The organism is Acinetobacter sp. BIGb0196, from assembly GCF_011759595.1.
GTDB lineage: Bacteria > Pseudomonadota > Gammaproteobacteria > Pseudomonadales > Moraxellaceae > Acinetobacter > Acinetobacter guillouiae.
The window spans coordinates 675,161-697,721 of the sequence record NZ_JAAOZA010000001.1; the positions used below are offsets into that span (position 1 = coordinate 675,161).

Below are 22,561 nucleotides of genomic sequence, written 5' to 3' on the forward strand. Positions count from 1 at the left end.
GATTAAAACTCTCGGCTGGCGTCATAGAAACTTTTCCAGTCGGCATCTTTACGTGCACGCTCTTTCACCACAGTATCCAGATAGTAACGTAGGCGTTTAGCGTCATCTGGATTATCTTTAAACACAACTCCAATCAATTGTTGTGCGAGGTGTTCTGCTTTTAATTTTCCATCACTGAGATAAATGGCTTGTAGACCTGCCGCATGGGCAATATTGACCGCTTCAGCAGTAGACATAACAGCATCAGGCGTTTTAAGTGTTGCGCCTTGCAGACTTTGTCCTGTTCTGAGCTCATTGAAAATGGTCACCAAGAGTTCGATAACTTCTGGGCGAACTTGGATTTCACTGTATAAATCAGCAAGCTGGTTCTTAAGTTGTAATCCCACCAGTTCGATTTCAAATTTTTGATCACGAATTGGTTTTACTGTTTCAAAGTTAAAGCGGCGCTTTAATGCTGCTGACATTTCATGTACGCCACGATCACGCAAGTTTGCTGTTGCGATGATGTTAAATCCTTGTGTAGCTTGCAAACTAAAATCTTGTCCCATTTCAGGGATCATCATTTGCTTCTCAGACAGTAAAGACACCAACACATCCTGAATTTCAGGTGGACAACGGGTGATTTCTTCAAAGCGGGCAATTTGTCCGTTTTTCATGGCATAGAAGAGCGGGGAGGGAATCAGTGATTTATCTGTTGGTCCTTCCGATAAAAGGAGTGCGTAGTTCCAAGAATATTTAATATGGTCTTCGGTTGTCCCTGCTGTCCCTTGAATTGTGAGCTGAGAATTGGCTGAAATGGCAGCACTAAATAGCTCTGAAAGCATCGATTTTGCTGTACCTGGTTCACCCACCAGCATCAAACCCTGATTGCCCATCAACGTAACCAAGGCGCGGTCAACTAAAGCATCATCACCATAAAACTTTTTTTGAATATCCAGCTTGGCATCACCCAAGATAAATGAGCGAACAGCGTAGGCAGAAAGTTGCCAACCTGCTGGCTTTCTATGTTGATCTTGTTCTTTTAATCGTTCTAGTTCCGCTTGATATTTTTGTTCTGAACTGTGCTTAATTTGATTTTGAAAATTTTGCTTCATAATGATTCTATATATATTTTATCCAATGAATCTATCATAACTGGCAAAGGCTGAGATGACCACTGGTACATAAGTTGTCTGCGACAAATTGTGACATCTATTTGTTATAAAAAGTATTTTTAAGTAAATTGAGTGCTGTAATTGCAAGTGAACTAGGGGTAGATTGTTTATAATTGTATAGTATGATGATCTGTATTGAAATTTTGTGAAATAGTGATTGTATTGATTCGTGAATCAGTACATTAATGTAAGCGTTGAGAAACTATTTAATACAAGCTTTAGTGTTTGAAAAACCACAGTTACGAGGGTGCACATGGCAAATTCTAATAAAAAACAATCAGGCGGATTTATTTCAAATGCTTTTGGCGTGGCCAAAAAGCTAAGCGAAACAGGCTTAAGTGTGATCAATCATGTTGCTCCTGGTACGGTGAGTAAATTGAGCCACAGTCCTAAAGATGAATCCGTTGTACAAGGTACTGCTCAAGAAAAAAGTGCTTTTGAAGGTAAACAATATGAAAATCCTCAACAAATGCTACGGGAACATTTACCCAATGTAACCGGGCAGCTTTTGGGGAAACATTATAAAAAAATCAATAATGTCGCTTCGTTTATTTCACCAGATTTAAACGATAAATTGTCTGATTTTATTTTTGATAAGCTCAATGAATTTGTTTCAGAACTGACTTCTGTAGATGCTGTTCTAAAAGAAGTGGGTGCAAAAAGCTTGGCAGAATTGGCCAAGGATCCTGAACGTTCACAACGGATCAGTACTGCGCTGGCGAATCAGAATAAAATTATTGCTGCAATTCAAGGTACGGTTACAGGCGCGTTCGGCGGCTTAGGCGCAATTCTTGATGTACCTAGTTCACTGGCTTTGGCACTTCGAAGTGTTTATCACACTGGGCGAGCGCATGGTTTTGAGTTGAATGCAAAAGATCATGCTGTTGTTGAATACATTTTTAAACAAATTGATCTAGGCACTGTTGCTGAAAAACACGCATTGATGGCGGCAATACGAACTTTTGCAGGGGTGTTGCAAACCCACAATGTGAGCCAATTGCAACAGCTATTAGGTTCAAGCAATGATATAGAGCTGTTAAAAAAATGGGTGGCAAATGAGGATGGTACATTTAAGTTGCCATGGATGAATAATCTTCCACATTTTAGTCTGTTGACACGACTCACCCCCTTAGCCACGATGGGCATCAGTGCTGCATATAACTGGAAACTGGTCGATGATGCAACCGATAAAGCTCAAATCGTATTTTCTGGCGCAAGGCAATATCTGCTACAGCATTCTGATGAAAAAATTGATGTACTAGATGCTTATGAAAAATTTAGTCAATTGATCTCAGACGCGCATCCCTTGCTTTTAGAAGACAGCAAAACAGAAACGCTTGCAGAGAAAGTCGAGCCTCAGGTTGAAAATGAAGCAATTACTCATGTTGAAGTGAAGGAAAAAACCAGTGAAGCTGTTGAAGAATCCAATGCTGAGCAAAAAGTTGAGCAGGGGATTCAAAAACTGGCTGAAACGCACATTGAAGATAAACATGCGACTCAACAGCAAGACAAGGCGACACCCGTAAAACCTCGACGTACCGCGCAAAAGAAAGTCGCAGCAGTGGAGACCACTACAGCGAAAGTAACTGATGTGGCGAAAACATCGACAACTGCAAAAACTGTAACAAAAAAGCGTACCCCGGTAAAAGCCAAAGCGACTACAGAAAATACGGTAAAAGCGTCTGAAAAAACGCAAGAAGCTACTGAAACAAAATCAGAAAGTAAGCCTGAGTAAGTTAAATCATTCATTTAGCCAAAGCTTGAAATGGTCAATATTTGACACCATGTTGAATGTTGACCATTTTTACTTCTTGGCTTACAATTGCATGCCCTCAAAAAGTGGTAATTTTTTGAGGCTTTTTATTAACGGGAGAATTGCCATATGGCAACAACAAATCAGTTGATCCGTAAGGGTCGCACAACTTTGATTGAAAAATCAAAAGTTCCTGCGTTGAAGGCTTGTCCACAACGTCGTGGTGTTTGTACACGTGTTTATACAACTACACCTAAAAAACCTAACTCAGCAATGCGTAAAGTTTGCCGTGTTCGCTTAACTTCAGGTTTCGAAGTTTCTAGCTATATCGGTGGTGAAGGCCATAACCTACAAGAGCACAGTGTTGTTCTTATCCGTGGTGGTCGTGTTAAAGACTTACCAGGTGTACGTTACCATACCGTTCGTGGTTCTTTGGACTGTGCTGGTGTTAAAGATCGTAACCAGTCTCGTTCAAAATACGGTACTAAACGTCCTAAGAAATAATCTTTTAAAGATTAGCTTCTTAAGAATATAGAGCCGCAATCCTTTATCGTCTCGCTTGTCTGATTTCTGCATTAATTTTGTGAAATTCAAGCGACGTGTAGTAAGGCCAGCGAATAGCACACGACACTTTGTGCTGATGCTGGATAAACCTGAAGTGTCATATTTATAGGTAGATTAAAATGCCAAGACGTCGCGTAGTCGCTGCTCGTGAAATCCTTCCGGATCCTAAGTTCAGTAGCCAAACAATCGCTAAATTCATGAACCACGTAATGCAAGATGGTAAAAAGTCTATTGCTGAAAGTATCGTTTACGGTGCTTTAGACCGCGTTCAAGAAAAAAATAAAGTAGACCCAGTTGAATTTTTCGAGACTACTCTTGAAAAAGTTCGTCCTATGGTCGAAGTAAAAGCACGCCGTGTTGGTGGTGCTACTTATCAGGTACCTATGGAAGTACGCCCATCCCGTCGTACTGCCCTAGCTATGCGTTGGTTGGTAGATGCTGCTGCTAAGCGTTCTGAAAAAACTATGGCGTTACGTCTTGCTGGTGAGTTGCTTGATGCAGCTGAAGGTAAAGGCGCAGCGATCAAAAAACGTGAAGATGTGCACCGTATGGCTGAAGCTAACAAAGCCTTCTCTCACTACCGCTTCTAAGCGGCTAAAACAGTCCCTAATCAGGAGAATACTCATGCGTACTGCAGCACGATTTAACATCGCCCTCTACCAAAGTGGGGGATTTGCGGGTATTTAAGTTGCCCATTACGTATCGAGTATCCGTACGCATCAATGCTTCATTGATGCGTCCTGTTTTAAACAACAAAATTTAGGAATGCAAGAAATCATGGCTCGTCAAACCCCAATTTCTCGTTATCGTAACATTGGTATTTCTGCGCACATTGATGCCGGTAAAACTACAACTACTGAACGTATTTTGTTCTACACAGGTGTATCTCACAAAATTGGTGAAGTACATGACGGTGCAGCAACAATGGACTGGATGGAACAAGAGCAAGAACGTGGTATTACAATCACTTCAGCTGCTACGACTTGTTTCTGGTCTGGTATGGGCAAGCAGTTCCCTGAACACCGTATCAACGTAATTGATACACCGGGACACGTAGACTTCACAATCGAAGTTGAACGTTCTATGCGTGTTCTTGACGGTGCGTGCATGGTTTACTGTGCTGTAGGTGGTGTTCAACCTCAGTCAGAAACTGTATGGCGTCAAGCAAATAAATATAAAGTGCCTCGTTTAGCATTCGTGAACAAGATGGACCGTACTGGTGCAAACTTCTTCCGTGTTGTTGAACAAATGCGTACTCGTTTAGGTGCTCATCCTGTACCTGTAGTGATTCCAATTGGTGCTGAAGAAAATTTCCAAGGTGTTGTTGACCTGATCGAAATGAAAGCAATCATTTGGGATGAAGCTTCTCAAGGTATGCAGTTCGAATATGGTGATATTCCTGCTGATCTTCAAGCATCTGCTGAAGAATGGCGCACCAATATGGTTGAAGCTGCTGCAGAAGCATCTGAAGAGTTGATGGACAAATACCTAGAAGAAGGTGATCTTTCTAAAGAAGACATCGTTGCAGGTATTCGTACGCAAACTTTGGCTGGCGAAATCCAACCAATGCTTTGTGGTACAGCATTCAAAAACAAAGGTGTTCAACGTATGTTGGATGCTGTAATTGAATTCTTACCATCGCCTACAGAAGTTAAGCCTATCGAAGGTATTCTTGACGACAAAGCTGAAACTAAAGCGATTCGTGAAGCATCTGATGAAGCACCGTTCTCTGCATTAGCGTTCAAAATCATGAACGATAAGTTCGTAGGTAACTTGACTTTCGTACGTGTTTATTCTGGTGTTCTTAAACAAGGCGACCCAGTATATAACCCAGTTAAGTCTAAACGTGAACGTATTGGCCGTATCGTACAAATGCACGCAAATGATCGTCAAGACGTTGAAGAAATTCGCGCTGGTGACATCGCTGCATGTGTAGGTCTTAAAGACGTAACAACTGGTGATACGCTTTGTGATGAGAAAAACATCATTACACTAGAGCGTATGGAATTCCCAGAGCCAGTAATTTCTCTTGCTGTTGAGCCTAAAACTAAGGCTGACCAAGAAAAAATGTCTATCGCTCTTGGTCGTTTGGCTAAAGAAGATCCATCGTTCCGTGTACGCACAGACGAAGAATCTGGTCAAACGATTATTGCGGGTATGGGTGAGCTTCACCTTGACATCCTTGTTGACCGTATGAAGCGTGAATTTAACGTTGAAGCGAACATTGGTAAACCAATGGTTGCTTACCGCGAAACAATCAAAAAGAGTGTTGAGCAAGAAGGTAAATTCGTACGTCAAACAGGTGGTAAAGGTAAATTCGGTCATGTATATGTTCGTTTAGAGCCTATGGATGTTGAAGAAGCTGGTAAAGAATACCAATTCGCTGAAGAAGTTGTAGGTGGTGTAGTACCTAAAGAATTCTTCGGTGCGGTTGACAAAGGTATTCAAGAACGTATGAAGAATGGTGTATTGGCTGGTTACCCTGTTGTGGGTATCAAAGCGACATTATTTGATGGTTCTTACCATGATGTCGATTCTGACGAATTATCGTTCAAAATGGCAGGTTCTTACGCATTCCGTGATGGTTTCATGAAAGCAGATCCTATCTTGCTTGAACCAATCATGAAAGTTGAAGTAGAAACTCCAGAAGACTACATGGGCGATATCATGGGTGACTTAAACCGTCGTCGTGGTATGGTTCAGGGTATGGACGACTTACCTGGCGGTACTAAAGCAATTCGTGCTGAAGTTCCACTTGCTGAGATGTTTGGTTACGCGACTCAAATGCGTTCTATGTCTCAAGGTCGTGCGACATATTCTATGGAATTTGCTAAATATGCTGAAACTCCACGTAACGTGGCTGAAGGCATCATTTCTAAATTCCAGTCTGGCGGTAAAAAAGGTGACGACGAGTAATCTTTCGATTACTATAAGCCCAAACTAATTCATAGTTAAAAACCAAGTGCTCATGCAGTGACCCTGCATGAGTAGTTTAAAAAGGAAGCTCTCATGGCTAAGGCTAAGTTTGAACGTAATAAGCCACACGTAAACGTGGGTACAATTGGTCACGTCGACCATGGTAAAACAACTTTAACTGCTGCAATTGCAACAATTTGTGCAAAAACTTACGGCGGTGAAGCTAAAGACTACGCAGCAATCGATTCTGCACCAGAAGAAAAAGCACGTGGTATTACAATTAATACTTCACACGTAGAATACGATTCTCCAATTCGTCACTACGCTCACGTAGACTGCCCAGGTCACGCCGATTATGTTAAAAACATGATCACTGGTGCTGCTCAGATGGACGGTGCGATCCTTGTATGTGCTGCGACTGATGGTCCAATGCCACAAACTCGTGAACACATCCTTCTTTCTCGCCAAGTAGGTGTACCTTATATTCTTGTATTCCTTAACAAGTGTGACCTTGTTGATGATGAAGAATTACTTGAATTAGTAGAAATGGAAGTTCGTGAACTTCTTTCTACTTATGACTTCCCTGGTGATGACACTCCTATCATCCGTGGTTCAGCACTTGCTGCACTTAATGGTGATGCTGGTCAATATGGTGAATCAGCTGTACTTTCACTTGTTGAAGCGCTTGATTCTTATATTCCAGAACCAGAACGTGCTATCGATAAAGCATTCTTGATGCCAATCGAAGATGTATTCTCTATTTCTGGTCGTGGTACAGTGGTAACAGGTCGTGTAGAATCTGGTATCGTTAAAGTCGGCGAAGAAGTTGAAATCGTTGGTATCAAAGATACAGTTAAAACAACTGTAACTGGCGTAGAAATGTTCCGTAAACTTCTTGACGAAGGTCGTGCGGGCGAGAACTGTGGTGTTCTTTTACGTGGTACTAAGCGTGAAGACGTACAACGTGGTCAAGTACTTGCTAAACCAGGTACAATCAAGCCGCACACTAAATTCGACGCAGAAGTATATGTACTTTCTAAAGAAGAAGGTGGTCGTCATACTCCGTTCCTTAACGGTTACCGTCCACAGTTCTACTTCCGTACAACTGACGTAACTGGTGCAATCCAATTACAAGACGGCGTTGAAATGGTTATGCCAGGTGACAACGTTGAAATGTCAGTAGAACTAATTCACCCAATCGCAATGGACCCAGGTCTACGTTTTGCGATCCGTGAAGGTGGTCGTACAGTTGGTGCTGGTGTAGTTGCTAAAGTAACTGCATAATCGCTGATTGTGTAAAAAGAGCGCTCCTTTGGGGCGCTTTTTTTATAAAGTGAAGAATATGAATATCATAAAATCTATACCAAATAAAAAATTGACCAATTATTTACGCGTTGTTTATTTCTTTTTCTTTGCGTATTTTATTAATGTAATAATTACTCTACCGATGATTTTTTATGAATCTGATCAATGGCTTAGAATAAATTTTATTATGCTAGTCATTATATCTTTTGGATTAAGTGCTTTGATTTGGTGGTATGTTTTTAAGGTCGTAACTTCAAAAAAATTTTTTAAAAGTCAAATATGTAGCTATTCAGTTGATGATTTGGGTTTTCATTATCATTTATTTGGTGGAGGGAAAAGATCAATTTTATTTAACCAATTAAATCATGACTTAAATAGATCTAATCCTGATATTTATATTGTAAATTATACAAAATTACCAAGTTCACTTTATGTTCATATTAATAATATAAACACCAATAAAGTTATTGTAGAAAAATTATATTTTCAATTGGGTGGATTCTTTGGTGAGTATGTAATTAAAAATTCCCATGAACTTGCATGTGAGTTTTTTAAGCGAGTGCATCAACACCGTCCTGATATTACAGTAGCTCCAGAAATTTACTATCAATTTAATATTCATCCTGAACATTTTAATTTTGATCATGATGCTTACCATGCGAAAAGAAAGAATCGTATTTGGGTGCTGGGAGTCATTATTTTATTTTTGATTTGTATTTTTTTATTTATTTACTATAAGCATCATTTTACACATAGTATTTAAATTGTTAGACAATACCTATCAAAAGCTGTCCTTAACTGATATTTGTGTGACCTAATCTGCAATTATTAAACTTTCATATAAACGTAATATAAAGAAAGAGAAAAACAAACATAAAGAATTTAAGTGAAACTCACTTAATAGGAGGAATCGCAATGAATGCAAAAGTGAATATTTCAAACCGTGCTGGTGCATCTTTCCCTGTACGTCGTATGGATTTTAATTTTGACGATGTACCTGAATATTGGGCAAGTGGTTCAGCGGGTATTACACATTTCATGACTGCATTGTCAGCATTGTTCCCAGATGGCGAAAAACTTTTTATCGATTCTGTGCGTGCGGTACGTTATCACCCTGCGATCAAGGACAATGAAGCATTACAAAAAGAGATTAGTGCTTTCATCGGTCAAGAAGCTATGCACACCAAAGAGCATGAAAACTTTAATGCTTCAGCAAAAAAGTTTGGTCATGATGTTGAGAAATACGAGCGTGAAACAGGTGTGTTAATTCAAGGCGCACGTAAATGGTTTGCACGTGTAGTCAAGCCTTTTGGTATGACTCAAGAAATGGTGGATTTAACCGCGACTACTGCATTAGAGCATTTTACTGCAACAATTGCTTCGCAACTGCTGGTCAATGGGCATATCCAAAAGTTAATGACTGATCCAACCATGTCGTATATGTGGTATTGGCATGCTGTGGAAGAAAATGAACATAAAGCAGTGGCTTATGATGTTTATGAAGCGGTGTTTGGTAAAGGTATCAAGGCTTATGGCTTACGTACCACGGCTTTAGTTTTTGCAATGGTACTCATCTTTATGGCGCAATCATCTTTTGTGGTGCGTTTATTAAAAGAAGATGGCAAGCTCAACCTAAAAGAGCTCGGTATTATTTATAAATATGCTTATAGCCCATCTAAAGGCATTATCACAGGAATGACCAAAGAAATGTTGGCATACTTTAAGCCAGGTTTTCATCCAAATGATCTCGATACAGTGAGTTTGCTTGAGACATGGAAAGCGAAACTGGGTCTGTAACGCGTTTTAAAGTCAGCATTTTGATTAAGGAGCAACAATTGTTGCTCTTTTTTATTAGACTTCTTGGTTTAATTTCTTATAATTCATTTTTTATATTGAGTTGATGAACGCAGATGATTCGTTTAATGCAATCTTCAGATCTGCACGCTGTTTCTCAAATTGAAGACTTGGTACAAAGTCATCCTTGGAAAAAAAGTCAATTTGAAGAGTCTATAACAAGTTATCTAAGTACGGTGATTGAGCAAGACCATCAAGTGGTGGGCTTTTGTATTCTGCAACCTGTTTTAGATGAAGCCAATTTATTACTTATGGCCATTCATCCGAGCCAGCAGGGTAAAGGATTAGGCTATCAACTGTTAGATGAGTCGATTGCATTATTAAAAAATAATCCAGTACAAATCTTTCTTGAAGTGCGTGAGTCCAATAAAGCTGCGATTGCGCTGTATGAAAAAGCCAACTTTCATCAAATTGATTTAAGAAAAAATTATTATCCGAATCAACAGGGCGGCCGTGAACATGCAATTATTATGGTCAAAGCCTGTAGTGATGATTTTTCAAAATTATTTAAATAAGGCTAAGCAATACCGAGAATGCGAATAGCGAAAGCCGATTATTTGATAATCGGCTCATTCCATTCTGAGGGCAGGGTAGTCATCAACATATCGCCTAACTCTTGAATTTCTTTGGCTTCCAAGTGACGATTGATCCGTCGCCATTGTCCATCTAATAATAATTCAAATGGTGCATATTGAGATTTGTAATTCATTTTCTCAGCATGTGGAACCCAATACCCGAGGTAAACAAAATCTAGATTCAACGATTTTACATATTCAATTTGTTTGAGAATCGCAAAAACCCCCAGTGAACGCTTACTTTCATTTGGATCAAAGAAGGTATACACCGCAGAAACGCCATCGTCCAATTGATCACAGGTAGAGACACTAATTAAACGATCATCTTTCCACAGTTCAAGGAAAAAACTGTTGGTACAACTGTGAATCAGGAATTTTTCAAATTGGTCATAACTGGGTGGGAACATATCACCATCAGCGTGTCTTTCAATAATATAACGCTCGTACAGATGATAATGCGTTTGTGTGGCCTCTTGGGTCGAAATAATTTTAACGGTTAAATCTTGATTGCGTTTCCAGGCTTTTTTCTGAGCACTGCTCATTTTAAATTCAGTCACTGGCACCCGACAAGATAAACATTGGCGGCAAAGATGACATTCAGGGCGATAAACAAAGTCGCCACTGCGTCTAAAACCTACACGCGATAATTCTGAAAGTGTGACGACATCAATACGATGTACAGGATCGAGAAACACCATCCGTGCAGATTTATTTTCTAGATAACTGCAATCATGCGGTGGCGTAATATAGTACTGTAAGTCGTTTAATAGGGACTTAGGATGATAAGAATTCATAAATCATGTCCCTCCTTTTATTTTCATTCCATTAAGCGCGATAAAATCGCTATTGTTTTACTTGAAAATACACGCTCTTGATAACTTTTCCAATCTATAGAGGGTTGTTTTATTACATCTTGTAACGATTTAAGGTATTCATGGCGAGAAAGTGTACAAGCACCGAGGCTGAGTAAGTGATCATTGACCAACTGACAGTCAATCCACGGTAAATTATTTTCTCGGCCTAATAACATCAGTGTGTAAAAAGCCATTTTGGAAACATCGGTTTGAGTGCTAAACATCGACTCACCAAAGCAACCATGGCCAATTGTCACACCATACAGCCCACCTACAATTTTGTCTTGATCCCAGACTTCAACACTATAGGCATAGCCAGCTTCAAATAGTTGACAATAACCGTGAATAATCTCCTCAGAAATCCACGTTTCATCCGCATAGCTACGTGGGAGCGAACAAGAACGAATGACCTGTTCAAAAGCATGATTGATGGTAATTTTATAATCAAACTTTTTCATATTTCGCAGTAGTGATTTACTTGGATGATAATCCTGAGGGCGAATGATGCAACGCGGTTCTGGACACCACCAACAAATTGGCTCACCTTCGGAAAACCATGGAAATAAGCCATGCGTATAAGCTTCATATAATGTAGAAGGTGCTAAGTCTGCACCTATACAAATCAAGCCTTGTTCATCTGGATCAGCTTCTATTGGATCTGGAAAAATAAATTGTGAAAGGGGGAGTTGATTCACGAGAATTCATCAATAAAAAAGATCAGCTTTATCTTAGCTGATCATGTAATTAAATGTCTAAACAGACCCTATGCAAAAAGTTTCAAATGTTTTGCAATTTTGAGTTTGTCACTATCTATAAAGAATTGGGCTTTCTCTTGAATGACTTCAAGGCTGGTTTTTGGATCTGAAACGGTGTTGCCTTGTTGGTCCAATACCAGCCAGCCTAATTGAGTCAGCACATCCCAAACATATTGTGCAAATTCTGCGGCAGAGTCTAAACCATCGATAAAGTGAGCGCGGTAGAAGAGTTGGGTAAACTGATCGGCTGGAATACCAATCCCTGTGAGTGGACAGGCCAATACTTGATAATTGGTATGATAGCTGGCTTGCTCAAGGAAATAACGATTTAATTTCTGAGCATGTTCAACCATATCTTGATTTGAAGCCGCCTGACAAGGTTGTGCCAAACCTAAGTGGCATAAAATCACCAAGGCATTGAGTAGCTTTGAATAGGTAATATCAGGAATGGCCTGTTCAAGCTCTGCAATCGTCTGTGGCTTATAGTCACATTGCTTAAAATAAGCACCGAGTGGTTGATAAATCTCTTGGATTAAATCGAATTCCCCTAAGTATCCTGAAATTGTTTTTGGCAATTTTTCTGGTGCTGTTAATAAGACAAAGGCTGTATTTCTCAAACGATGCTGAATTTCTAATGCAGTTAAGGTATTTTTCCCGCGGATATATAAATCTTTTCTAAATTGTGTATTGGCAAAATAATCACGGCATTGCTCTTTAAAAACAGGATGTTCAATGGTGTTTAAAAATTGCTGATGTTGTTCACTAAAATTAATGTTATCTAGATGTGAATTTAAATCTGTTGAACCCGCATAGGTCAGTTTAATTTCTTCTAAAATTCGCACCACTTGTTGAAAAGAAAAACACTGCCAATCTTGATTTAAGTATTCGTGGATCAAATAGTTTGGATTTTGTTTTTTTAAATCTTGCACTTTGTTGAGTGCATTTGGATTTCTCTGAGCAAAGAGGGGATTTTGCGCTAATAGCTCTTCACTAAAGTTAAGTGAATCATTTACTTTTTGTAGCGGGTTGGTACTGGTGCTATTAAATTTAAAATGACTGTGAAATAACTCGCGGACTGGCATATTGGCAGCCCAACCGGTCAGGCAGTTATAGCTGATATAGACAATCCCATTGGGACTTAAAAATTTTCGGATAAATTGCAAAATAATATGTTGGTTTTCGTGGCTAATCCAACTCCAGATTCCGTGTAAACTAATCGAGTCAAACATCGGTAAGTCTTTGTTGAGCAACTCTTCAAAACTTGCATCATAGAAATGATGCGGGACTTGATTTTGTTCAGCCAAGACATTGGCATGGGCAGCATGAGCAGGGTTAAAGTCTGTACCAAAAAATAAACCAAAACTGGATGCAGCATGAATATTTAGACTGACACCTTGACCAAAGCCGAGTTCACAATGTTTGTGACGTTCATTGGTGGGTGGGCAATCAACCCCATTGAGTAATAAGCAAAACTTTTGGTAGTTCGGGCTTAAGTCTCTGTAGTAACCATAGGTGTAATTTACTTCTGTCTGGTAGCCATCGGTCCACGCTGTTGTCATGTTTTTTCCTATAGTTTGTATTCGTTTAAAGTCATTTCTCTTGTTTATTTATAAATCAAAAATAAACAAACCGCCATGTAGGCGGTTTGTTTTTACACAAAATAAATCAATTATTCTAAGCCATCTAAATAGCGGTCAGCGTCAAGTGCTGCCATACAGCCTGAACCTGCAGATGTAATTGCTTGACGATAAACATCATCAGCAACATCACCTGCAGCAAATACACCCGCTACAGATGTCGCTGTGGCATTGCCCGCAGTACCACTGCGTACTTGAATATAGCCATTACGCAGTTCAAGTTGATTTTCAAACATTGCGGTATTTGGTTTGTGACCAATTGCCACAAACATACCTGATACGTCAACGTCTTGAGTTGAATCATCTTGGGTAGACTTAATACGTACAGAGGTCACACCAGAATTACTATCACCTAAAACTTCATCAACTTGATGGTTCCAGATGATCGAAATTTTACCTTCTTTAACTTTTTCGTTGAGATGGTCTTGAAGGATTTTTTCAGAACGTAATTTGTCACGACGGTGAACAAGGGTAACGTGTGAAGCGATATTGGAAAGATATAGTGCTTCTTCAACAGCAGTGTTACCACCACCCACAACCATCACTTTTTGGTTTTTATAGAAGAAACCATCACAAGTTGCGCAAGCACTTACACCTTGGCCCATATAAGCCTGTTCAGACTCAAGGCCTAAATATTGTGCTGTTGCACCTGTTGCAATAATTAACGCATCACAGGTGTACTCGTCCATATCGCCTTTAAGCACAAAAGGGCGCACCTGAAGATCAACTTCATTGATATGATCGTATAAAATCTCAGTACCAAAACGTTCAGCATGCGCTTGCATACGATCCATTAACGCTGGACCTGTTAAACCTTCAGCATCGCCAGGCCAGTTCTCAACATCAGTCGTCGTGGTTAATTGACCACCGAGTTGCATACCTGCAATTAAGGTTGGTTTTAAATTTGCACGCGCTGCATAAACAGCAGCACTATAACCAGCAGGGCCAGAACCTAAAATAATTAACCGAGAGTGACGAGCGCTCATGAGTCATCCTTTTTTATGAAAAATATAGAAATTGTTTGAATTATACGTGAAACTTTATCAAAGTTGTGTGGCTTCAATGTCGATAATATTGATCATCTAAATCGAATTGAGCTATATAGAATAATCAAATAATATTGTTTGGCATTTTTATCGAAATAAAAGCTTAAATTTCTAACAATGCTTTACAACACAAGTAAATAATAGTGCATCTTTTTTTTAAGAACAGGTGCATAATATAAAAATTTCTTCTCTCAAGAAAGCTGATCAAGCTTCAGAAAAGAGTAATTTGAACAATTGGTTACAGGATAGTATATGACTGCGGTGTCAAATGTTTATGCACAGCGCTTTTTAACAACAATATTCTTGATTTCATTTGGGATATATCTGTTCCTTGCAACAGTGACATATACCCCATTTGATCCAGGCTGGATGCATATTTCGAGTGATACACAACAGGTTTCAAATGCCAGTGGTGTAGCGGGTGCTTGGATTGCTGATTTGTTGTTTGGTTTTTTAGGTTGGGCAAGTTTACTCATTCCTGTATTTATTTTTATAGAAGCAGTCCAAGTGTGGTGGCCACGAAGTTTTGTGAGTCGCCCGTTTCGTTATGCTGCTCAATTTTTTATTTTGCTTGCAACCTCAAGCCTATTGTACTTGCTTTGGAATGTACCAGCAGATACATTAGCCAATGCTTCTGGTGGAATCATTGGTTATGAGCTCGGTGAAAGCCTATCTCAACTGATGAGTATTTATGGCGCAGTTGTATTTATTTTGCTCTTGCTCGTTGTTCTATTTACCTTAGCATTTGGTATTCAATGGAATAGAACCTGGGCAACACTAAAAGCCATGCCTGCTTATTTACAAGATTTGTTTTATAAAAATGTTCCTGAAAGTGAATCTGCTTTTGATTTGACATCACCGCAGAAAAATAAAAATCATGCGCATACGCATAAAGCTGAGCCAATAACAGCTCAAGCTGAATTTGTCGAAGCTGATGATCAGGCACCAGTAAAAGAGCATTTGATTGTTAAAAATACTAAACACAATCAAACAGCAGAACGCTTATTTGATGACATGATTGAGCAAGAAAATAAAACTCAACATCATGTTCAATTTGATCAAGACGATATTGATGATTTGGAATTAGAGCGGACTTTAGAAAAAGCACATCGTCTAGAACAAGACAGTCAACGTACTGTTTCATCTGGTGAAGTATGGAAAGCCTTACATCAAGATCAAGACCATAATCGTGATATTGATGCCTTGATCAAAGCGTCAGAAGATCAAACTGAAGATAAATATGCAGATCATTTGCCACGCGCGCATCAACATGATGTTGATCCTGTGCAGATCAATAAAAAATCTTCACTTGATTGGGATGATGACCAAGTGTTTGATGAATTGTTATCAGTTGTACCAAATGGACAAACTGCCACAGATATCCATAGCCCATTTAATACCGCTACAGCGCAGACTCATATTGAAGCTGGTTATGTAGATACTGCTGTTCAGGGTGGGCAAAGCGTTGCGAGTGGTGTCGCAGTAGCGGCAACTTCAGGCGTAGCAATACAAAATTTAGCCAATGAATTAGATGAGCTTGCATCGCTTGCAGATGAAGAGCTTACTGAAAGCCCAACTGCGTACCAACCAAATCAGCAATCTGTAGATGTTCGTACAACCAGTAATTATGCTCAATCTACGCCATTTACCCGTGCCAATATTCAAACCAATTTAAATGCATCAACCTTGGTCAGTGAAGAAGAAAAGTCTTTAATTGCTGCAGATAAAGATGCATTTAGAGATGCTTGGCAAGAAACTGCGGGTAAACCTCAAGACGAATTGCAAAGTGAGTTTGCAGAACTTGAAGATGATTTCGACTTGGATGCACCATTAACAGATGCATTTGGTCGTCCGATGTCACGTGCAATGCAAGTTGCAAATAAGCGTCGAGACTTACCAACATTGCCAGGTTATGAACTGTTAGATAAAGTCGATCCAAATAAAAAAGTCAACTTTACCGCAGAACAATTGTCACGTTTATCTGAACTGTTAGAAATTAAACTTCAAGAGTTTAACGTCAAAGCCAAAGTGATCGAAGCCCAACCTGGGCCAGTGGTTACACGTTTTGAGTTAGATTTGGCACCCGGTGTAAAAGCCTCGAAAGTGACCAATATTTCCCGAGATTTGGCACGTTCTATGTCAATGGCATCTGTACGTGTGGTTGAAGTGATTCCCGGAAAGCCTTATATCGGGATTGAAGTACCGAATAGCAGTCGTGAAATGGTACGTCTGATAGAATTGTTAGAAACTCCCGTTTTTAAAGATCCAAATGGTTTGCTTTCAATGGCAATGGGTAAGGACATTTCGGGTAATCCTGTGATCACTGACTTAGGTAAAGCACCACATATGTTGGTTGCGGGGACAACAGGTTCAGGTAAATCGGTTGCTGTAAACTCAATGATCCTGTCGATGTTGTTGAAATATACACCTGATCAATTGCGTTTGATTCTGATCGATCCAAAACAATTGGAATTAGCGAACTACAATGATATTCCTCATTTATTGACACCTGTTGTGACTGACATGAAAGATGCTGTTAGTGCATTGAATTGGTGTGTCAATGAAATGGAACGTCGTTATAAGCTGATGTCTTTTTTAAAGATCCGTAAATTAGCCGACTATAACCGTAAAGTGGAAGAAGCCATTGCAAATGGTGAGGATCTGATTGATCCAACTTGGAAACCAAGTGATTCTGCGACACAAGACAGAGCACCACGTTTGCAACCATTGCCTTCGATTGTGATTGTTGCCGATGAATTTGCAGATATGATCATGCAAGTGGGTAAAAAAGCAGAAGAAATGATTACCCGTCTGGCACAAAAATCTCGTGCAGCAGGAATTCATTTACTGTTAGCAACACAACGTCCATCGGTAGATGTCATTACGGGTTTGATTAAAGCCAATATTCCAACCCGTGTGGCATTACGTGTAAACAGTAAAATTGACTCGCGTACTATTTTGGATGGTGGTGGTGCAGAGGATCTCTTGGGCCATGGTGATATGTTATTCCTCGGTCCAGGTAAAATTGATCCTGAGCGTGTACATGGTGCATTTATTTCCGATGATGAAGTCAACCGTATTTGTGACGCATGGCGTGAACGCGGTGAACCGAATTATGTTGATGAAATTCTCACGCCGTTTGACGAAGAACCGACCACACGTGGTTTCGAAGATGGTGATGGCGATCCGAACCGTGATGCACTCTATGACCAATGTGTTTCATTTGTCTTAGAAACACGTAAGGTGTCTGTATCTTCACTGCAACGTAAGTTTAGCTTAGGTTATAACCGTGCTGCCCGTATTGTTGATCAAATGCAGGAGCAGGGTATTGTCAGTGAACAAGGACCGAATGGTAAGCGAGATATTTTGGTCTAATTTAAACAGCTTGCAATGAGCTTAGGCTCATTGCAAGCTGTTTAGGCTATAGAAATAGTCCGAGTAAATACAAGCACCAAAAAATAGAAAATAACACGATAAGTACCATTTGAGCTTTACTAAATTTCTTTTGTTCAATGACCACAAATTGATTGGATTGTTGTTTGGCAAAATTGAGAGCCTTAAATGCAGGCATTAGAAAAATGAAATTCAATACAGTAATCAGATCATAAGGTTCAGGCAGTTTAATCAGTACTGAAAAAACCATAAATCCTATAAACATCCAGCCTGATGAAAAATTCTCTGTATATCCTTGTTGCTTGGCATAGTTATTTATTTTTTTAAACAAGGAGTATAGGAAAAAAATATAAAATACTGCCCGAAAAGCCGGCATGATGTCTAATTTGTCTTTTTGCATAAAGAAGCGCCACGCTTTAAACATCCACCAAATCTGATATAAACCCATTGTCAAAAAGCACAAGAGCATAAATTTATTGATGCTGATGATCTTCTGCACTTCCACAGGATGATGTGGGGGTTGCTCAATGGGTGAGGTTGAATTTTTTCTAAATTAAGCATGATTTATTTTTTAAGCACGTTTTAATTTTTGATTATAAAGATAAAATATTATTTTCTCCAATAATTAAAATCCGTCTTTTTAAAAGATGGTTGATGTTTTATTTGTGGTATATGTTCATCGAAGTTCAGCCTAAAGAATTTTATTGATGTACCGATATCGATGGAAAAACATGAATTTTCACACTAATATAAATCTGTCTCGCTGAACGGAATCTAGTCCATGTTGATCGCATTATGTACGTTAATCTTTATTCATTTTTGTGCCCTGATTACACCAGGCCCTGATTTCTTTCTGGTCTCGCAAACTGCGATTAGCCGTTCAAGAAAGCAATCTATTTTTGTGGTTTTGGGGATTACCGCAGGGGTGATGTTTTGGGCTTTTTTAGCTTTGGCGGGTTTGAATATCATTTTTGAAAAAATGGCATGGTTAAAGCAAGTGATGTTGGTTGTTGGTGGGATTTATCTGTGCTGGTTAGGCTACCAAATGCTTAGATCTGCTTTGAGTAAGAAAGAGAATATATCACAGCATCATTTTGAGTTACCGCAAAGCAATCTGCGTTTCTTTCTCAAAGGTTTCTTAACCAATTTATCAAACCCGAAAGCGGTAATTTATTTCGGTAGTGTATTTTCAGTGTTTTTAGCCAATCCACATTTAGATGGTGTGCATTCATTATTATTTATAATTGTTTCCGTGGAAACGCTGATCTGGTTTAGCTTTGTTGCCTTTGTATTTTCATTACCTAGCTTTAAAGCCGCTTACCAAAATGCCTCAAGATGGATTGATGGTATTTCAGGTGGGATCTTTACACTCTTTGGGGCATATTTGATTGGTCATCGCTAAAAAGCATGCTCCAAAATTTAAAAAAACCTGCTTCAAGCAGGTTTTTTATTATGCTGTTATTCGGAAATAATTTTTAAATTATTCCACATCTTTGGTTAATTGATAAAGTTCAGCATTTGGACCTTCGATCTTTTCACCCGTTGCAAAACTACGTGCTTCTAAGATATTTTCACCAACAAAGTATTTGCGGTTATCTGCATTTTTATCTAGACCGATAATCGATCCAGATTCATCAAAACTGAAATGACCTTGAGTTTTAAATTCTTTGCCTTCACCTTTAACCCCTTCATATTCTTCAGTCAGTTCATAAGTGTGATCTGATTTTAGGATGAGTTTGGTTTTGATTCCTGAGCAATCAGCACACGGAAGTAAGCCTTTGTATTCCCCAGCCCAATCCAAGCTATTTTGAGCATTGTGTTCTGAATCTATGGTTGGGGTTGCTGCTTCATGCGATGCAGCAGCCTGTGTTTGAGCTGTCGCTTTGATATCTTCTGATGCATTATGAGTCTGCTTAGAACAAGCGCTTAATGACAGCGCTAAAATAGACATGACGAAGAGTGTTTTTTTCATAACATAACCCAAATGAATAAATAATTATATGTGAATGATTTTATCCAGAATATAAATTATCTCCCTGATATGAAATGTGAATTATGTAAGAAATTGCTGAGTAATGTAGTTCGATGTTAAAAAGTTAGGCTATTATAGGTGTTCTCTTATTGTGCCATTGAAAAATCAACAACTAGTCGGACACCCCTTCTCATTCAACTTGAACACTTTAAGAGACAACATCGTAAATAAAAGTGTCGCTTTACTTGGACAAATCTAAAAACTATCCAACTTTTTTACCTCTTTTTTACGCATAGATTCACCTTCTAAATTGAATACATGAGAACGATGAATAATGCGATCAAGCAAGGCCTCTCCTACAGTTTGATCTTCAAAATGGTTTAACCAAATATTTGTTTCATACTGCCTTGTAATTAGTAATGAACCATTATCACAGTGTTTATCGATCACACTTATAAAATGAGCCATCTATGAATGGCTAACTTGTGATAGACCAAAATCGTCAAGAATGAGTAATTTACTCGAAAGTAACTACTTCTTTAGCGTTGTGATCGTTCCCAAGTGCAAAGCAGAATTAAACTCTTCAAATAATTCAGTTGTATTATAAAAAAGAACTTTAAATCCTAATTTACAGGCATTGGTTCGAAAAACCGATGTAAGCCAAGTCTTACTAATTTCTGTGGCACCTGTGAAAATCAAATCATGTTTAGATCTAATCCAACCACAATCAGCAAAACTTTGTAGAATATCGTTAGATAACCCCTTTTTATTGGAACAATCTATTTCTATTAGACTGCTTGTTGGATAGGTGCAGTTGCACATCCAATAAAAGTGCTTGCAATAATGAGTGGAAACCAAAGTTTAATTTGCATTTTATATCTTCACATGATGAGTATTTTGAGCCAAAGAATATAAATCAAGAATATTTCAGTTTTGATACAACTATTAATTTTTGATTAAAAAAATTGCAAATTATGAAGTAAATCTTTACCTTTCGTTAAATTTTGTAAAATATACTTTTAAAAAGATGTACAAATTTATTTTATTTAGCAGCTGTGCTTTTATTACTACATCGAGTTTTTCTGCATTAGAAGATAAATCCATCCAAGAGAATGTACGCCAAGATCAACGCATCAATGAATTAGAAAAAAAGTTAACTGATGAAAATATACTTTTATCGCCACAACAAAAAGTTGAAAAACTGAGTCATGATCTTGTCATTGTTTCTGAAGCACCTTGTTTTGAAATAAAACAACTTAATTTCGTTATAAATGATCCATTACTGAATAAAAATCAAAATATTTTCAATAGTTTGCTCTATAATTTGAATCAGCCTAATTTTGTTGTCGGACAATGTATTGGCACTCAAAGCCTACAGAATCTAGTCAAATATGCGCAAAATGAACTGATCAAACAAGGATTGATTACCACTCAAATTGTAGTCAACCCACAAGACTTGACTCAAGGTCGTCTAGTTTTAAATATTCATGTAGGTCGAATTCATCAAATACTTTCAAAAGATAAATCAGTAAATAAGGTAGAGATCTTCACTGCATTACCGATAAAAAATCATGAAATCTTAAATCTTAAAAAAATTGATCAAGGTTTAGAAAATCTAAAACGAACTTCAAATCGCGATGTGGATATCAAAATAGAACCCGCTATAGCTCAAGATGGTAAAGAGCTTGTTGGCTATAGTGATCTTATTGTGACTTCAAGACCTTATAAAAAATTAGGAATAAGCTTAAATATTGATAATTCAGGATCAAAAAGTACTGGTGAATATATTGGAAGTTTAGGGATTAGCTTCAACAATCCATTGAATTTAAATGATTCACTGAATATCAATTTAAGCCATTCACTCGATGATTGGAAAAAAGATTTTAATCAAAGTTTTTATATCAATTATTCATTCCCATTTCGGAACTATGAATTATCTGCGACTCATAATGAATATAAATATGAGCAAAAGGTTGCAGGGTTTGATGCTCCAATTTTATATAGTGGAAAAACTAAACAAAGTAATTTAACACTTACACGTATGATCAGCCGGGGTTCACATCATAAAACCAGTATTTATACCAAGGGTTATCATAAAGAAAATCAAAATTTTATTGAGAATATAGAAGTTGGTGTACAGCGTAGAGAAACTACGGGATGGAATGCTGGTCTCCAACATCGACAATATATTGGCAATGCATTACTAGATTTGAATCTTGATTATCGACGTGGCACTGGGGCATTGAATGCTCAATCTGCACCAGAAGAAAGAATTGTTGATATTTTTGGCCAACCTTTACCTGTCGAAGGGTATGCACGTGCTCCGCTTTGGAGTGCTGATATTCGCTACTCCCAGCCTTTTACAATTCTGAATCAACCTGTCCAATACCGCTTAAATTGGCGTGGACAATTTGCACCCAAAATTTTAGTTTCTCAAGATCGTTTTTATATTGGTGGGCGCTACAGTGTTCGAGGCTTTGATGGAGAGCTCATGCTGTCAGGGGATAATGGTCATTATTTACAACAAGAGTTGAGTTGGAACTCTCCTATCCCCGCGACTCAGTTTTATGCAGCTATCGATCAAGGATGGGTCAATGGACGGAATAGTTATTCTGGACAACGTCATCTAATTGGAAGTGTATTGGGTACACGCAGTTATTTTAAAGGTATCTATCTAGATACCTTTGTGGGGCATGGTATTGAGGCACCTAAGGTCATTAAAAAAGAATGGGTTACTGGCTTTAGTTTAAATTTTTCATATTAATCAAAAACTTTTTGGAACA

Annotated in this window: 18 protein-coding genes and 1 pseudogene; 11 read left to right on the forward strand and 8 right to left on the reverse strand. The window is 38.5% G+C overall.

All coding sequences use genetic code 11. The annotated features are described in order from the left end of the window. Positions 1-2 precede the first annotated feature (2 nt). Positions 3-1,094: an ATP-binding protein gene (locus tag FHR28_RS03215; protein WP_004817563.1), complete on the reverse strand. Its 1,092-nt coding sequence runs from the start codon at positions 1,092-1,094 to the stop codon at positions 3-5. Positions 1,095-1,407: 313 nt separating this feature from the next. On the opposite strand from FHR28_RS03215, the gene FHR28_RS03220 reads away from it, so the two are divergent. The 8 genes from FHR28_RS03220 (at position 1,408) to rimI (ending at position 10,061) form a co-directional block, all read left to right on the forward strand. Then, positions 1,408-2,889, forward strand: a complete 1,482-nt coding sequence (locus FHR28_RS03220) for an EcsC family protein (protein ID WP_166781912.1) — start codon at positions 1,408-1,410, stop codon at positions 2,887-2,889. Between the two features lie 147 nt (positions 2,890-3,036). After that, complete coding sequence (gene rpsL / locus FHR28_RS03225; protein WP_004648013.1) at positions 3,037-3,411, forward strand: 30S ribosomal protein S12; 375 nt, start codon at positions 3,037-3,039, stop codon at positions 3,409-3,411. A gap of 179 nt (positions 3,412-3,590) precedes the next feature. Further along, complete coding sequence (rpsG, locus tag FHR28_RS03230; RefSeq protein ID WP_004655203.1) at positions 3,591-4,061, forward strand: 30S ribosomal protein S7; 471 nt, start codon at positions 3,591-3,593, stop codon at positions 4,059-4,061. Between the two features lie 187 nt (positions 4,062-4,248). Beyond that, positions 4,249-6,387: an elongation factor G gene (gene fusA / locus FHR28_RS03235; RefSeq protein WP_004723654.1), complete on the forward strand. Its 2,139-nt coding sequence runs from the start codon at positions 4,249-4,251 to the stop codon at positions 6,385-6,387. Positions 6,388-6,480: 93 nt separating this feature from the next. Beyond that, the gene (gene tuf, locus FHR28_RS03240) at positions 6,481-7,671 is read left to right on the forward strand and encodes an elongation factor Tu (protein WP_004723653.1); all 1,191 of its coding nucleotides are present in this window, start codon (positions 6,481-6,483) and stop codon (positions 7,669-7,671) included. Positions 7,672-7,729: 58 nt separating this feature from the next. Then, on the forward strand, positions 7,730-8,455 hold the full coding sequence (locus FHR28_RS03245) for a hypothetical protein (RefSeq protein ID WP_166781913.1): 726 nt from the start codon (positions 7,730-7,732) through the stop codon (positions 8,453-8,455). Positions 8,456-8,607: 152 nt separating this feature from the next. Further along, the gene (locus FHR28_RS03250) at positions 8,608-9,489 is read left to right on the forward strand and encodes a metal-dependent hydrolase (RefSeq protein ID WP_004817558.1); all 882 of its coding nucleotides are present in this window, start codon (positions 8,608-8,610) and stop codon (positions 9,487-9,489) included. A gap of 113 nt (positions 9,490-9,602) precedes the next feature. After that, positions 9,603-10,061 (forward strand): ribosomal protein S18-alanine N-acetyltransferase, encoded by a 459-nt coding sequence (gene rimI / locus FHR28_RS03255; RefSeq protein ID WP_004723651.1) that lies wholly within the window; start codon positions 9,603-9,605, stop codon positions 10,059-10,061. 38 nt (positions 10,062-10,099) lie between these two features. Here rimI and FHR28_RS03260 read toward each other — a convergent pair whose 3' ends face one another. The 4 genes from FHR28_RS03260 to trxB form a co-directional block, all read right to left on the reverse strand. Further along, positions 10,100-10,915, reverse strand: a complete 816-nt coding sequence (locus FHR28_RS03260) for an arginyltransferase (protein ID WP_004723650.1) — start codon at positions 10,913-10,915, stop codon at positions 10,100-10,102. A gap of 23 nt (positions 10,916-10,938) precedes the next feature. Then, positions 10,939-11,670 (reverse strand): leucyl/phenylalanyl-tRNA--protein transferase, encoded by a 732-nt coding sequence (aat, locus tag FHR28_RS03265; RefSeq protein WP_004723649.1) that lies wholly within the window; start codon positions 11,668-11,670, stop codon positions 10,939-10,941. A 68-nt stretch (positions 11,671-11,738) separates the two neighbouring features. Then, positions 11,739-13,289: a class I SAM-dependent methyltransferase gene (locus tag FHR28_RS03270; RefSeq protein WP_154130297.1), complete on the reverse strand. Its 1,551-nt coding sequence runs from the start codon at positions 13,287-13,289 to the stop codon at positions 11,739-11,741. A 110-nt stretch (positions 13,290-13,399) separates the two neighbouring features. Then, positions 13,400-14,353, reverse strand: a complete 954-nt coding sequence (gene trxB / locus FHR28_RS03275) for a thioredoxin-disulfide reductase (RefSeq protein WP_004723647.1) — start codon at positions 14,351-14,353, stop codon at positions 13,400-13,402. A gap of 312 nt (positions 14,354-14,665) precedes the next feature. Between trxB and FHR28_RS03280 the strand changes: the two genes are divergently transcribed. Next, entirely contained in the window at positions 14,666-17,788 is a 3,123-nt protein-coding gene (locus FHR28_RS03280) for a DNA translocase FtsK (protein WP_166781914.1), read from the forward strand. A gap of 46 nt (positions 17,789-17,834) precedes the next feature. On the opposite strand, the gene FHR28_RS03285 is transcribed toward FHR28_RS03280, so the two are convergent. Further along, a complete protein-coding gene (locus tag FHR28_RS03285; RefSeq protein WP_166782754.1) occupies positions 17,835-18,335 on the reverse strand; it encodes a hypothetical protein in 501 nt (166 codons plus the stop codon). 252 nt (positions 18,336-18,587) lie between these two features. On the opposite strand from FHR28_RS03285, the gene rhtC reads away from it, so the two are divergent. Continuing rightward, positions 18,588-19,208 carry a threonine export protein RhtC gene (rhtC, locus tag FHR28_RS03290; protein WP_004723644.1) on the forward strand — a complete coding sequence of 207 codons (621 nt, stop codon included), beginning with the start codon at positions 18,588-18,590 and terminating at the stop codon, positions 19,206-19,208. Between the two features lie 78 nt (positions 19,209-19,286). Here rhtC and FHR28_RS03295 read toward each other — a convergent pair whose 3' ends face one another. Both FHR28_RS03295 and FHR28_RS03300 read right to left on the reverse strand, forming a co-directional pair. Further along, entirely contained in the window at positions 19,287-19,778 is a 492-nt protein-coding gene (locus FHR28_RS03295) for a copper resistance protein NlpE (RefSeq protein ID WP_166781915.1), read from the reverse strand. 255 nt (positions 19,779-20,033) lie between these two features. Next, positions 20,034-20,600, reverse strand: a pseudogene (locus FHR28_RS03300) (ATP-binding protein). 205 nt (positions 20,601-20,805) lie between these two features. Between FHR28_RS03300 and FHR28_RS03305 the strand changes: the two are divergent. Further along, positions 20,806-22,542, forward strand: a complete 1,737-nt coding sequence (locus FHR28_RS03305; RefSeq protein ID WP_166781916.1) for a ShlB/FhaC/HecB family hemolysin secretion/activation protein — start codon at positions 20,806-20,808, stop codon at positions 22,540-22,542. Positions 22,543-22,561 lie beyond the last annotated feature (19 nt).